Origin of the sequence: Herbiconiux sp. (assembly GCF_023264895.1) — a bacterium.
Taxonomy (GTDB): domain Bacteria; phylum Actinomycetota; class Actinomycetes; order Actinomycetales; family Microbacteriaceae; genus Herbiconiux.
Window position 1 is genome coordinate 1 of sequence record NZ_JAHFUY010000058.1, and the last position, 13,614, is coordinate 13,614.

11 protein-coding genes are annotated in these 13,614 nt (G+C 72.3%); 3 read left to right on the forward strand and 8 right to left on the reverse strand.

The annotated features are described in order from the left end of the window. The 4 genes from Q0D57_RS11745 to Q0D57_RS11760 form a co-directional block, all read right to left on the reverse strand. Nucleotides 1-235 (reverse strand): hypothetical protein (locus Q0D57_RS11745; protein ID WP_291043632.1); only part of this gene is annotated, 235 nt, incomplete at its 3' end. A gap of 62 nt (nucleotides 236-297) precedes the next feature. Continuing rightward, nucleotides 298-1,218: an alpha/beta hydrolase gene (locus Q0D57_RS11750; protein ID WP_291043634.1), complete on the reverse strand. Its 921-nt coding sequence runs from the start codon at nucleotides 1,216-1,218 to the stop codon at nucleotides 298-300. Between the two features lie 50 nt (nucleotides 1,219-1,268). Then, nucleotides 1,269-2,648, reverse strand: coding sequence for a glycosyltransferase (locus tag Q0D57_RS11755; protein ID WP_291043638.1), 1,380 nt, complete (start codon nucleotides 2,646-2,648; stop codon nucleotides 1,269-1,271). Continuing rightward, complete coding sequence (locus tag Q0D57_RS11760; protein WP_291043640.1) at nucleotides 2,645-4,945, reverse strand: glycosyltransferase; 2,301 nt, start codon at nucleotides 4,943-4,945, stop codon at nucleotides 2,645-2,647. The genes Q0D57_RS11755 and Q0D57_RS11760 overlap by 4 nt, the downstream gene beginning before the upstream one ends. Nucleotides 4,946-5,064: 119 nt before the next feature. Here Q0D57_RS11760 and Q0D57_RS11765 point away from each other — a divergent pair, with 119 nt between their 5' ends. Genes Q0D57_RS11765 through Q0D57_RS11775 form a run of 3 tightly spaced genes read left to right on the forward strand, consistent with a single transcriptional unit; the run spans nucleotide 5,065 to nucleotide 7,666 of the window. Further along, on the forward strand, nucleotides 5,065-6,060 hold the full coding sequence (locus tag Q0D57_RS11765) for an ATP-binding cassette domain-containing protein (protein WP_291043642.1): 996 nt from the start codon (nucleotides 5,065-5,067) through the stop codon (nucleotides 6,058-6,060). After that, a complete protein-coding gene (locus tag Q0D57_RS11770; RefSeq protein WP_291043648.1) occupies nucleotides 6,057-6,824 on the forward strand; it encodes a methionine ABC transporter permease in 768 nt (255 codons plus the stop codon). Before Q0D57_RS11765 ends, Q0D57_RS11770 begins: the two co-directional genes overlap by 4 nt. Continuing rightward, entirely contained in the window at nucleotides 6,821-7,666 is an 846-nt protein-coding gene (locus Q0D57_RS11775) for a MetQ/NlpA family ABC transporter substrate-binding protein (protein WP_291043650.1), read from the forward strand. The genes Q0D57_RS11770 and Q0D57_RS11775 overlap by 4 nt, the downstream gene beginning before the upstream one ends. 17 nt (nucleotides 7,667-7,683) lie before the next feature. On the opposite strand, the gene Q0D57_RS11780 is transcribed toward Q0D57_RS11775, so the two are convergent. From Q0D57_RS11780 to Q0D57_RS11795, 4 genes are all read right to left on the reverse strand, one after another. After that, the gene (locus tag Q0D57_RS11780) at nucleotides 7,684-8,025 is read right to left on the reverse strand and encodes a DUF3140 domain-containing protein (RefSeq protein ID WP_291043653.1); all 342 of its coding nucleotides are present in this window, start codon (nucleotides 8,023-8,025) and stop codon (nucleotides 7,684-7,686) included. 85 nt (nucleotides 8,026-8,110) lie between these two features. Further along, a complete protein-coding gene (locus Q0D57_RS11785) occupies nucleotides 8,111-10,540 on the reverse strand; it encodes an Ig domain-containing protein (RefSeq protein WP_291043656.1) in 2,430 nt (809 codons plus the stop codon). A gap of 114 nt (nucleotides 10,541-10,654) precedes the next feature. Further along, complete coding sequence (locus Q0D57_RS11790) at nucleotides 10,655-10,798, reverse strand: hypothetical protein (protein WP_291043661.1); 144 nt, start codon at nucleotides 10,796-10,798, stop codon at nucleotides 10,655-10,657. A gap of 41 nt (nucleotides 10,799-10,839) precedes the next feature. Continuing rightward, a complete protein-coding gene (locus tag Q0D57_RS11795; RefSeq protein ID WP_291043664.1) occupies nucleotides 10,840-13,479 on the reverse strand; it encodes a putative Ig domain-containing protein in 2,640 nt (879 codons plus the stop codon). Between the last annotated feature and the right edge of the window lie 135 nt (nucleotides 13,480-13,614).

Here is a 13,614-nt window from a genome sequence, read left to right on the forward strand (position 1 = left end):
GTCCGGCGATCACCGGGCCGCGGGTGCGGCGGATCCGCCCGCGGGCGACCCGCGCGACGGCCGCGACCGCCAGCAGCCACGTGCTACCGGCCACCGCCGCGCACGCGCCGACGAGGGCGCCGTCGAGGGCCGTCGAGGATCCGGAGGCGCTCCGCGAGCGGATCACGGCCGCCACCGCGCCCGCCGCGATCACCCCCGACAGGTCGAGGCACAGCACGATCCGGAGCCCCCGCACGCGGCGTGAGCCGACCCGCCCAGGTCGGTCCTCAGGACCTCCGTCGCGCTGCATCCGGCCCGTCACACGGGGTCGTTGTGCCGATCGTGGGGCGTCGACTTGAAGCGGCCGGGCATGTCCGGGTACTCCGACGACGCCGTCTCGCGGCCGGGGGCCGGCTGCGGGTTCACGTCGTCGAGGGTCAGGAGGCCGTCGGGATCCTTGGGGTCGTGGTGGCCGTTCAGTCGCTCGCCGAGCCGGGCCTTGTCGTCGTCATCTGGCATGCTTCCAGCTTGCCCCGTCGGCGGCTCCGCGGCAGCGGCCACGACGGTCGAGATCGTGACCGGATGACGGATGACCTGGAAGTGCCCGCCCACCGGGAGCTCGAGATTGGTGGCCCCCGGCAGCACGCTCGACTCGGGGATGATGGGGTCGAACCGCCCGTAGATCGAGGTGATGCGGTGGTTCACCACGTTCTCGGCGGCGAGCAGCGACGTGGTGGGGTCCTTCGCCCGGAACGCGCGGAGCGTGCGGTTCGGGGCCCAGTTCGCGTAGCGGCTGCCGCCGAAGGGCGTGGCGATCGCCACCATGCGCGCGATCCGCTGCTCCGGATCGAGCCGCACCATCGCGTACTTGCCGATCAGGCCGCCCTTGCTGTGCGCCACGACGAGCACGTCGCGGAGGTCGTGCTCGGCGAGGTAGCGGGCCAGCAGCTCCGCACTGTCGACCACCGGCCGGCGGTTGTGCCGGAGCTCCGTGAGCACGTGCATCGGATGCCCGTGGGCATGCAGCGCCTCGATCACCGGCTGCAGGAAGTACCAGGCCTCGTACACCCCCGGCACCGCCACGCACGGCCGCAGGTGGCCGGAGTGGTAGCGGTGCGGGTCGCCGCCCGTCGTCATGCCGCGCACCTGCAGGTCGACGGCGGCGACGTAGTCCTCGGCCCACCAGCGGGCGCGGGTGCCGAGCGGCTCGGTCACGGCGTGCCGCCCGGCTGCGCGCACCGTCCGATCCGTCGCCCCCGCCCGTGCATGGGGTCGAACCTACGCCGACTTCACTCCCGAGCGGAGGCGGTTGTGGCGGGGGATGCGGTGGGGGATGCGGCGGCGGATGCGGCGACGGCGGATGCGGTGGCGGATGCGGCGACGGCGGCGTAGGCCCGCTCGGGCCCGGGCACGCGCTCGAGCCCCGCGGCGATGGCACTGAGCTGCGCCCGGCCGGGGTAGGCGGGGGAGAGCAGCCGGGCGAGTGCCTCTGCGAGCTCATCGGCGGTGGCCGCGTTGGGGTCGAGGGCCAGGCCGAGCCCGGCCCGCTCGAGCGCGGCAGCGCCGGCGAACTGGTCGGTCGAGAAGGGGAGCACGAGCAGCGGCACCCCCGAGTCGACCGCCTCCGTGACGCTGTTGTTGCCGCCGTGGGTCACGGCGGCAGTCGCGTGCTTCAGCAGTGTCACCTGCGGGAGGTGCTCGCGCACGAGCCAGCCGGCCGGGAGGGGGCCGAGCCGCGCGGGGTCGCCCGATCCGGTGGCCACGGCCGCCCGCACCTCGAGCCGCCGGAGCGCCTCGGCCACCCGCGCGAGCACGTCGTCGCGCACCGAGAGGAAGCTGCCGAAGCTCACGTAGACGAACGGGCCAGCGGATTCAGCGATCCACGCCTCGACCTCGGCGTCGCCCGAGTCGTCGCGCCGCGTGGAGCCGAGGTGCGTGTGCGGCGGCAGCAGCGGTGCGCGGTCCGGGTCGGCGAGCTCGGCCGGGTAGTTGAACAGCAGCAGGTCACCGGTCTCGGAGAACGCCGACGCGGAGGGCGGGAGCTCGGGAGCGAGCTCCGCGAGGGCCGCGTTCCACTCGGCGGTGAAGCTCTCGCTCACCCGTCGGCAGAGCGCCTCGAGGCCGGCGAGGGCCTCCGGATCCGGATCGAACGCGGCCGGCCAGGCTGCGGGGCAGCCGTACAGCTCGTCGCCGACGGGCAGCGCGCTCGGGTGGCCGAGCACCACGTCGGCGTAGCGGATGCCGGCGGCCTTCAACCCCAGGCGAGCGCTGAAGGCGAGGTGGTCGACGATCACGGTGTCCGGCTGCACGGTCTCGACCACCGCGATCGTCGCGGCCGCCTTCTCGATCGGCCGCCACATGAGATCGGTGAGGCGCTCGCCGGCCTGGTAGTGCAGGGTCGGCACGAGACCGAGCCGGGTGGCGTCGAAGAAGCCGCGCAGCGAGTCGTCCTCCTCCTCGGGCTGCTCCTCGGCCCGGATGACGCCCGGGTTCGACCCGCGGCCGAGCTCGAGCGGCACGCGCTCGAAGCCGAAGCGGCGCACGATGTCGTCGGTGGCCGGCCCCGTGGCCACCACCACGCGCTCGCCGCGGCGCTGCCAGGCGGTGGCGATCGCGGCGAGAGGGAGCAGGTGCGAGGCGTAGTCGGGGCTGATGACGAGCAGGGTCACGCGGCGCTCACCGGCCAGAGTGCGGCGGCGTCGACGCTCTCGCGGCGCACCTCGCCGTAGACGCCGCGGAGGGCGGCGGCCATGGCCTGGATGGTGAAGTCGCGCTCGACGACCGCGCGCGAACGGGCCGCCCGGGTGACCCCCGCCGCGGTGAAGGCGCGAAGGGTGGGTGCCGTCCCGGATCCGCTGGCGGAAGCGCCCTCGGAGACCGGCTCGACCTCGGCGTCGGCCGCGTCGAGCGCGCGGTCGATCGTCTCGGTCAGCGCCGACGGATCCCAGGTGCGGGTGAGGAACCCCGTCACGCCGTCCTCCACGTAGGTCGCGGGCCCGCCGCCGTCCGGAGCCACCACGAGGAGCCCCGTGGCCATGGCCTCGAGCAGCGCGATGCCGAACTCCTCCTTCACGCTGCCGCAGACGTAGACGCCGCTGCCGGCGTTGGCGCCCGGCAGTCCGGTGCGAGCGGCCGCGACCCACCGGGCGACGGTGTCGTTGGGCCGGTGGCCCGGCATCAGCAGACCGTGGGCCGCCCGGTCGGCGGCGGGCACGATGCGGTCGATGGCGTCGATCTGCTCGCGCTCGTCGGCGGAGGGGTGCTCGAGGTCGCCGCCGACGAGCAGCAGATTGGCGCGATCAGCGGCGGCACCGCGCTGCCACGCGGCCACGATGGCGGCCATGCCCTTCACCCGGTGGAAGCGGCCGACGCTCACGAGCAGCGGCAGGCCCCGGCGCTCGGCCGGGATCGTGCCGACGAGGTCGCGCAGCTCGGCGAGCTCGGGCCCGAGGCCGATCTCGAGCCCGTCGCTTAGCCCGTCGCTGGGCCCGTCGCTGTGCCCATCGCCGGCGGTCGCCTCGGCCACGGCCCGGTCCACGACCTGCAGGTCGATCCCCTCCGGCACCACGGAGTGCCGCTCCGGGTGCGCGTCGATGTCGATGCCGAGCAGCTCCCGCATGTCGCGCCGCAGCTCGGGGCGGGGGAAGAGCACGGTGCGGTTCGCGTTCGAGGCGAGCCGCTGCACGAGCCGGGCGCGGAACCAGTAGTGCTCCACCTCGTCGACGGCGCCGAAGTTCTCGCGGGTGAGCGAGCCGGCCGCGTCCATCGACTGGATGACGGCGTGCGGATCCGGAGCGACCGTGAACACCACCGGCAGGTCGAGCTCGCGCGCCACGTCGGAGGCGGCGAGGCTGCCCACCTCGGCCATGCGCAGGTGCAGCAGGTCGACCCCGCCGGCGGCGCGCAGCATGCGGCGGATGCCCCGGCGGGCGGCCACGCGCTGCGGCCAGGCGGTCGCCGAGCTGGCGGTCGGCGTGAGCAGGGGGATGCGGCCGTAGTGGTGACCGCTCGTGGTGCCGGCGATCTCGGCGACGCTCGTGATGGCATCCGGCACCGAGCCGCGCGAGAGCGTGATGACACGGCCGATGCCGACGGAAGCCTGCTCCTCGCCGGAGACGTCGCTCGGCCCGCCCTCGACCAGGGCGTCGCCGAGGCGCACGAGGAGGGTCGCGACGCCGCCGTTGTCTCCGCTGCCCGCGGCGCTCAGGTGAGCGTCGATGTCGGCGTGCAGGAACAGCTGGGCCACGGAGAGCGGCCCGTCGGTGCGGGTGGTGCGGATGGCACCGCCGGAGAGGTCGATGAGGGCGAGCCGCGCCACGTCGGAGAGGTGCTCCTCGCCGCGGGCGAGCCGGTCGAGCAGCTCGGCGACCCTCTCGTCGCCCCGGCGCTGGCCGAGGGCGGCCACGGCGGCCGTGCGCACGAGCACGTCCTCCGCGGTGTCGGCGGCGGCGGCGAGGAGGCGCCGAGTGGGTCCGGATCCGCGGATCAGACCGAGGGTCTCGATCAGTCGGTACCGGGCGGCGGGCTCGTGCACGCCGAGCAGGGCGCCCTCGAGTCCGACGGCGATGTGCTCCGGTGCCGTGACCGACCACTGCTCGAGGGACCGCTGGGCGATCATGCCGCCGAAGCCACCGCCCACCACCATGCCGATGAGGCGCCCCACCGCGTCGACGTGCGGGATGCGTGCGCCGAGCACCCAGGCGGCGTGCTCCCGCAGGAACCCCTGCTCCTCGGAGAGGAGGCCGGTGAGCACCCGATCCGCGTCGTCGTCGACAACCTGCCCGAGGGCGTGCACTCCGGCGATGGCGACCACCTGGTCGTCGCCGTGCACGGCTCCGGCCAGCAGCCGCAGTGTGCGCAGCCCGGGCTCGCGGTTGGCCTCGAACGCGAGGTCGTCGGCCCGGCGCATCGCCTCGACGATCCTGTCGGAGTCGCGGACGGCGTCGAGAGAGGTGAGGATGCCCATGACGACAACCCTAGGCTACCTAGCCGCTAGACAACCTAGAGAAATTGAAACTCGTCCGAATCGTCATACGACGTAACCGGATTACCCCCGGGGTCGCCCCGGGTGCTCGGATTGAGACCATGATCGAGCTGCGGAACCTCCGCAAGACCTATGGGCACGGCCCCGCCGCCGTCCGCGCGCTGGACGACGTGAGCATCTCGGTGCCCGCCGGCGAGATCTTCGGGGTGGTCGGGCGAAGCGGTGCGGGCAAGAGCACGCTCCTCCGCACGGTCAACGTGCTCGAGCGGCCCGACAGCGGCACCGTCACGCTCGACGGCACACAGATGACGGGCCTCGAGGGCGGTGCGCTCCGGCAGGCCAGGCGCTCGGTGGGCATGGTCTTCCAGCACTTCAACCTGCTCGCCAACCGCTCCATCCAGCAGAACGTCGAGTTCGCGCTCGAGGCCGCCAGGGTGCCGCGCGGCAAGCGCGCCTCGCAGGCGGCCGAGATGCTCGACCTGGTCGGCCTCAAGGATCGCGGCGGTGCGTACCCCGCCCAGCTCTCGGGCGGCCAGAAGCAGCGCGTCGGCATCGCCCGGGCGCTCGCCGCGAAGCCCCGCGTGCTGCTCTCGGACGAGGCCACGAGCGCCCTCGACCCCGAGACCACCGAGTCGATCCTCGACCTCATCCGCTCGATCAATCGCGAGCTGAAGCTCACCGTGCTGCTCATCACCCACGAGATGGACGTCGTGAAGCGCATCTGCGACTCCGCCGCCCTGATGGAGAACGGTGCGATCGTGGAGCAGGGCGAGCTCGTCGAGGTCATCCGCACCCCCGGCTCCAAGCTCGCCGCCCAGCTCTTCCCGCTGGCCGCACCGGCCGACGACGAAGGGCCCACCGTCATCGACATCACCTTCGCCGGCGGCACCGCCGACCGGCCCGTGATCGCCCGGCTGGCCCGCGAGCACGAGCTCGACGTGAGCATCCTCGGCGCCACCGTCGAGCGGATCGCCGGCACTCAGGCCGGCCGCACCCGGCTCGCCCTCCCGGTGGCCGGCGAGGCCGCCGCCGCCGTGGTCGCCGACCTCCGGCGCCAGGGCCTGATCGTGGAGTACCTGAAGGGAGGAGCCGCGTGATCGACTACGACTCCCCGGACTTCTGGACCGACCTGTTCGAGGTGCTCCTCAAGGGCACGCTCGAGACCCTCTACATGACGGGGATCGCGACCCTCATCACCATCCTCGTGGGCCTGCCGCTCGGCATCCTCCTCGTCGGCACGGAGAAGGGCGCGTTCCTCGAGCGCAGCTTCGGGCCCGTGTGGGTGGCGCGCACCATCAACCGGGTCGTCGGATTCATTGTGAACGTCGGGCGCTCGGTGCCGTTCATCATCCTGATGATCGCGCTCATCCCGCTCACCCGGCTGATCGTCGGCACGTTCGTGGGCACCACGGCCGCGATCGTGCCGCTCACCATCATCGCCATCCCGTTCTTCGCCCGGATGGTGGAGATCGCGGTCAACGACGTCGCGCCCGGCCTCTACGAGACGGCCGACTCGCTCGGCGCCACCAAGTGGCTGCTGATCAGGCGGGTGCTCCTCACGGAAGGGCTGCCCGCGATCCTCCTCGGCGTCTCGACCACGATCACCTCCATCATCAACTTCTCGGCGATGGTGGGCGTGGTCGGCGGTGGCGGGCTCGGCAACGTGGCCGTCACCTACGGGTTCCAGCGCTACAGCTGGATCCACATCGTCTTCGTCGTCGTCATCCTGTTCGCGATCGTGCAGATCGTGCAGATCGTCCTGACCCGCATCGCCACCCGCGTCTCTCACCGGAGCAGCACAGCAGTGCTCCCGAAAGACGCCGAACTCACCATCAACCCCGCACAAGGAGTCGCCACATGACCGCTCGCAACCGCTTCGTCCGCCCCGCCGCCCTGCTCGGCGCGGCCGCCCTCACCATCTCGCTCGCCGCGTGCTCGTCGTCGTCGGATGCCACGTCGGAATCCGGATCGGGCGCCGGCTCGACGGAGGACCTCGGCACCATCAAGGTCGGCGCGCTCGCCGTGCCCGCCGGCGACCTGCTCGAGTGGGTCGACGAGAACCTGGCCGAGGAGGCCGGGCTCGACATCGAATGGGTCGAGTTCACCGACTACAACACCCCGAACCCGGCGCTCACCGACGGGTCGACGGATGCGAACCTGTTCCAGAACTCCACCTTCATGGAGACCTACAACACCCAGTCGGGCGGCGACCTCGTGAGCGTGGGCGAGATCTACCTGCCCGCCGCCGGCTTCTACTCCGACACGATCGACTCGATCGACGAGCTGAAGGACGGCGCGACCATCGCCATCCCCAACGACCCGACCAACGAGGGCCGCGCGCTCAAGCTGCTCGCCTCCGAGGGCTTGATCGAGGTCGAGGACGACGTGACCAACCTCGACGGCATCACGGCGAACCCGAAGGACTTCGAGTTCTCGGAGATCGAGAACGCGAGCCTCGCCCTCGCGGTGCCGGATGTCGACGCCGCCTTCGTGACGGCCTCGTTCGCCCTGCCCGCCGGCCTCACGACCGACCAGGCCGTCATCATCGAGTCGACCGACTCGACCTACTACAACATCCTCGCCACCACCCCGGAGCTCGAGAGCGACCCCCGCATCGAGAAGCTCGTCGAGCTCCTCACCGACCAGCGCACGAAGGACTTCATCGACGAGACCTGGAAGGGCCTCATCGTCCCCGTCGCCTAGAGCGCGTCGCCTCGGCACTACTTCAGGGGGTCGTTGCCCCAGTTCATGAGGGAGTGCCGCCACGGCGTGTCCGCCACGTCGCCCTTCGGTCGCTGGGCGGAGTGGCGGGCCACGTAGCCGACGACCTTCCGCATGTGCGCGTAGTCGTCGTCGGAGTAGTCGGCCTGCTTCTTCTCCAGGATGCGCACGATGTGGCGGCCGCTCTCGTGGCCCGTCGACTCGCCGCCGCCGTCGGACTTCTGGCCCACGGCCTTCGACTCGTCGGTCTCGAGCCACGTCTTCAGCTCGGACGCCGTCATGTTCACGGCGTCTCCGAACTCGTCGCGCGTCTGCTTCCTGTCGTCGTCGGTGTCGCTCATGCCGCCGAGCCTAGGCCGACCCCGTGCACGTGGCACGTGGTCGGCCTTCAGGCGCGGAGGGATCGGCCGGAGCGGCCCGGCGCCGTCAGGAGCGGCTGAGGCGGGTGCGGCGGATCGCCACTGCGCCGGCGAGCCCGAGCAGGAGCGCGAGGAGTGCCGCCGCACCGGCCGCACCGGCGTCGGAGCCGGTGGCCGCGAGCGAACCCGATCCGGTCGTCGCGCCGCCCGCCCCTGCACCGGAGGTGGGTGCGGGGGAGGGGGCGACCGGCTCGGGCACTGGCCCGGCGGCGGCCGCGACCCGCACGGTGAACGTCGCCGAGAGCGAGCCGTCGGCGTTCCCGACGGTCACCTCCGAGACGCCCGCGGTGGTCGGGGTGCCGCTCAGCACTCCCGTGAGGGCGTTGAGCTGCAGTCCCTCGGGCAGCGGCTCGGAGCCGGCGGCGAGCCCCACGAACGGATCCGTGCCGGTCGCGGCCAGCAGGGTCGCGGAGTACGGCGCGCCCACGGTGCCCGCAGGGGCTGCCGCGTTCGAGAACGCGATCGGCGCGTCGGCCACGGTGAGCTCGAACGAGGCCGGCGCATCCACGACGGCCGCGGCGTTCTGCACCGTGAAGCTCCAGGTGCCCGCGTCGACGGCGGCACCGGAGAGGAGCCCCGTGGCCGGGTCGAGCACGATGCCGTCGGGCAGGGCGCCCTCGATGACCTCGAGCGCGAGGTCGGGGTGCTCGCCCTGCACGAGGGGCAGCGACACCTCGGCCCCGGGAGTGGCCGTCAGCGCCGGAGCCGCGTAGACGACCTCGGCTGCGTGCACGGTCAGGGCGAAGCTCTGCGACTGCGCCGCACGGCCGGCAGCGGGCTGGTCGAGGATCGTGAAGGCGTAGACGCCCGGCTCGGTCGGAGTGCCCGAGAGCACGCCGTCGGCGGAGAGGGAGAGCCCGGCCGGGAGCGGCGTGACGGGGGAGACCGACAGCGCCATGTCGGTGCCCGGCTCCGTCACGAGGTCGGCGCTGTACTCCACGTCGGCCGTCGCCTCGGCGCCGTCACCGGCGAAGGTCGTGGGGAACACGAGGGGGTCGCCGAGGGCGGGCTTGGCGAGCACGACGTCGTTCGTGCTCTGCGTGGGCAGCGAGTCCTGGCGGAGTGCCGATCCGACCTCCGTCAGCTGCGCCACGAGGTAGACGGGCGCCTGGCTGGAGCCGCGCGTCGAGGGCATGATCGTGAGGCTCGATCCGGTCGCACCCGGGATGGGTGTGCCGATCTTCGTGGTGTCGGGGGTGACCTGCCACTGGTAGGCGAACTTGACCGGGTCGATCGCGCCCGTCGGGGAGTTCCAGATGCCGGGGCAGATGTAGACCGTGCTGCCGATGGCGCCGGTGGGCTGGGCGATCGTGGGGCTGTCGCAGGAGGCGAGGTCGCTCGTGAGCTTCGGGGAGTTCTCGACGGCGTTGGTGGCCGCGGGGCCCACGAAGCAGCTCTTCTTGTCGTGCGAGGTGATGAACGTCTTCGTGGTGAAGGGCAGCGTCGACGTCTTCACCGCGAAGTCGGCGGCGCTCGGCAGGGTCCACCACACGTTGCCGACGTTGTTGGCGAACTTCCACGCGCCGCGCAGGCTGTAGAGCGGGCTCGACCACTGCGAGGTGTACCAGTCGCCGGCCTGCAGCGTGGTCGTGTCCGACTGCTCGAACGTGTTGGTGGTCGTCTTGGTCGAGATGGTGGTGCCGCTGATCGAGAGCCCCTCCTGGATCTTCGCCTTCACGATGCCCGGCACGTTCTTCATGAGCTCGCTGTTGAACGACGCGCTCATGCTGTCGGTCGTCGAGGAGGTGTCGACGAGCGTGGTCGAGGTCTTGACGGTGATGGCGAGCGGGCCGGCGGTGAGGTTGTGCACCTGCGACCCGAGGGCCCCGCTGCCCACGCCGCAGCCGGTGGGCTTCACCGCGACCGTGCCGGAGCGGAACACCGGGTTGTCCGGGGAGGGCCGGTGCCAGTCGGTCTCGCCGGGGCTCTGGATGCGGCAGGTCTCGTCGTCCTTCACGCACTGGCCGGCGGCGTAGCGGATGGCGAGGTTCAGGATGTTGCGCCACTCCACCGGGGCCCCGAACGCGTTGATCCGCTCGTTGTGCACCCGGTACTCCTGGGGCGTGTCGCCCGACGAGCAGGGCACGAGCCGCGGGTAGAGCTCGGCGTGGTCCGGGCCGAAGAAGGGGTCGGTGAGGCCGGAGGGGCTGTAGATGCACTGCTCGAAGCGCGTGCTGGCGATGTAGAAGTACTGCCGGCCGGCCTCGGTGACGTTCGCCGTGGGCTCGCGGTTCTGCGGGATGAAGTGGAACGTCTGGTTCTCGTCGTTCACGTTGCAGCCGTTGAGGGTCACGGCGAACTCGTAGTTGAAGCCCCGGCCCACGGTGAGGCAGCGGCCGTCCTGGGTGATCAGCTTGGCCTTGCCCGAGGTGTCGGCCTGGATCGTGTACGCGTAGCGCGGGTTCTCGGCGCGCGGCGGGAAGGCCTCGAACTGCACGGCCTGGCCGATCGAGGGGGCGCCGAGCTCGGCGTCGACGGCCGCGGGGTCGATCGGTTCGGCCTCGGCGGGGGTGGCTGCGGCACCGGAGGCGAGCAGGTCTGCGGGCGCGGGCTAAGCTGCAGCCGACTCCGCCTGGGCCGCCTGGGCGGGCGCGGCGGTGAAGCCGATCGGCACGAGCACCGCCGAGGCGAGCCCGAGCCCGATCAGGATGCGGGCGAGCCGGGCGGGCCGGGAGGTCTTCAGAGCGACGTGCACGGTGGGTTCCGTTCGGATCGGGTGGGAGGCGGCCGGCCGGGTCATCGGGTGACCGAGCGGCGGCGGCGGATGATGAGGGCCGAGAGTCCGGCCGCGAGGGCCAGGGCTCCGGCGATCCCGGGTGCGATCAGCGACGCGGCGTCGGTTCCCGTGGCGGCGAGTGCGCCACCGGATCCGGCCGGCGAGGAGCCGGAACCGGACTGGCCGGGCCCGGCCGGGTCGGGAGTGCCGGCGTCCGGGCCGGGTGCCGCGGCGGCACCCACCACGAACTCGACGGTGCGCTCGGCGGGCTCGGGCGACGTGGTGTCGATCAGCGTCACGGTGTGCCGGCCCACGGTGGTCGGCGTGCCGGAGATCTCACCGGTGGCGCTGTTCAGCTCGAGCCCCTCGGGAAGGTTCCCGGTGCCCTCGAGCGCCAGCGCGGTGTGGCTGCCCGCGCTCGCCAGCACGGAGAACGTGTAGGGGCTGCCCACCCGCGCGGCGGCGGGGTCGGCATCGGAGAAGACCGCAGCGCTCGGGGAGACCTCGAGCACGAAGCCGGTGGGGCGCCCGACGTTGGCGTCGCCGTTGTCGAGCACGAACTCGAAGCGTCCTGCCTCGCCTGGGGTGCCCGAGAGCACGCCGGTGGAGGGGTCGATCTGCAGGCCGTACGGGAGGCCTCCCTCGACCTCGAGCGCCAGGTCGTCGGGGGCCGTGGTGACCAGAGCGGTGTCGAGGGCGGTTCCCACGGTGCCCGTGAGCGAGGTGACCTCGGTGAACTCGGTGGCCGGCGCCTCGATCGCGAGTCGCACGGTGCTCGTCTCCGGCGTCGCTGCGGAGCCGTCGAGGAGCTGGAGGTCGTGGATGCCGTTGTCGGCGGGGGTGCCCGAGAGCACACCGGTCGAGGAGAGCGTCAGGCCCTCCGGGAGCAGGCTGCCGGGGGCGACGACGACGTCGACGCCTGCGGCCGGATCGGCCACGACGTTCGCGGAGTAGGCCTCGCCGGCCACACCGGTCGGGAGCACCGAGGTGAAGGAGGTCCGGGTCACCGGGGCCTCCGGTGCGCCGGACGGCGGGGTGACGGTCGACGCCAGCAGCACCGGGTTCGCCGCGACGGCGGGGGCGGAGTCGTATCGCATCGTGCTGCCGACCTCCGAGATGCGCACGCCCAGGTAGGTCGGGGTCGTCCCCGGAGCCGTCGACTGCCGGATGGTGAAGATCTGACCGGCCCCGACCGATCCGGCGACCGGGTGGATGCCGTCGCTGCCACCCTGCGTGAGGTACCACTCGTAGCTGTAGACCGCGGGAGCGGTCGTGCCGCCGAGGTCCCAGGTGCCGGGGCACACCGAGAGCACCTCGTTCACGGCGCCGGTGGGCACCGACGGAGTCGTCGCGCAGGTCGAGGGGTTGTTGGTGATGACGGGTGCGGCCGTGCTGCGGGCGGCGGAGGAGGCCGTGCAGTCCTTGGGCGTCTTCGATCCGACCGGCGTGTAGGTGGTGGGGTCTGCTCCGTCGAGGATGACGGGGAGGCTCGTGCGGGCGGGAACCGACCAGGCGAGGGATCCTGCCACCCTCGGGTGCCCGATGTCCATCTGCCAGGCGCCCGAGAAGGTGTAGTCACGCTGCGAGTACTGGCCCATGAGGGCCTCGCCGGCGGGGATCACGGCAGAGATGGAGCGGGTGACGCTCTTGGTCTCGCCGATGGTCTGGGCGATCTGCTCGCCGATGGAGAAGCTCGCGCTCAGCTCCGCGCCCCAGATATCCTTCACCCCGGTCTCGGCGACGGCCTTGGTGCTCTCGTTCAGGGCGAGCGAGACCGAGACGCTCTTCGCGACCGAGACGGTGCCCGAGACGGTGGTGGGGTCGCTCGAGGAGCCCTTGTTGATGACCGCGCCGCTGTCGCCGCTGCCGCAGCCCTGCGAGACGGTGCTCACCGTGCCGAGGAGCGAGACGTCGGGGTCGGCCGACTCGAACCACTGGCCGGCGAAGGGGCCGGAGTCGGGGGAGACCTGGCAGGCTCCCGGTCGGTCGAGGCAGCGGTTGGTGGAGTGCACGGTGGCGAGGGCGAGCAGCTGCGACCAGCGGTAGGCGCGGCCGTCCTCCCGGATCTCGTTGCGGAACACCCACTCCTGGCCGGGGTCGCCCTCGGCGCAGCGCCACATGTGGGCCTGCTGGCTGAAGTCGTCCGAGCCGAACTCCAGGCCGTTGCTGCCGGACCAGATGCAGTCGTCGGTCGCGGAGCTCACGATGTAGAAGTACTGGTCGCCCTTGCCCGTGTCGGGGGTCGACCGGGGGTTGTGGTTCTGCGGGATGAAGTAGAACTGCTGATCAGCGTCGTTCGCCCGGCAGGTCGTGCGGTCGACCGGCTGGTGCTCCTGGCGCGGGCCGCTGTGCGGGCCGCTCGTGAGGCAGGAGCCGCGGCCGTTCTGGATCATCGCGAGACCGGTGTTCCAGTCCGGGACGATGCGGTAGTACTCCTGCGGAACGCGGTCGCCGTGCTCGAAGAGGATGCCCTCGAACGGCTCGATCGCGCCAGTGCTGACCTCGGGGGCGGCGGCTGCGGCTGCTTCGGGGGCGGTAGCTGCGGCGGGAGCCTCGGTCAGAGGAGCGGCGGCGGCGGAGAGCGGGGTGACGGAGATCGCGCACGCGGCGGCGACGATGACGATGCAGGCGCGCAGGAGCGCGGCGCGGACTGGGCGCACGGGAAGGGCCTTTCGAGGGGGAAGCGACCCGGGGAGCACCGAGCTCTCCCACTCTAGGAACGGGGTTCCCCGTGCGTAACTCCCAGAAAGGGTGCGCCCCGTTCAGGGGGCCCACCCCGTTCGGGGGTCACCGCG

Excerpts from the sequence above, each read along its gene's own strand:
- Q0D57_RS11765 (WP_291043642.1), top strand. The coding sequence starts at position 5,065 with ATGATCGAGCTGCGGAACCTCCGCAAGACCTATGGGCACGGCCCCGCC.
- Q0D57_RS11775 (WP_291043650.1), top strand. The coding sequence starts at position 6,821 with ATGACCGCTCGCAACCGCTTCGTCCGCCCCGCCGCCCTGCTCGGCGCG.
- Q0D57_RS11760 (WP_291043640.1), bottom strand. The coding sequence starts at position 4,945 with ATGGGCATCCTCACCTCTCTCGACGCCGTCCGCGACTCCGACAGGATC.
- Q0D57_RS11780 (WP_291043653.1), bottom strand. The coding sequence starts at position 8,025 with ATGAGCGACACCGACGACGACAGGAAGCAGACGCGCGACGAGTTCGGA.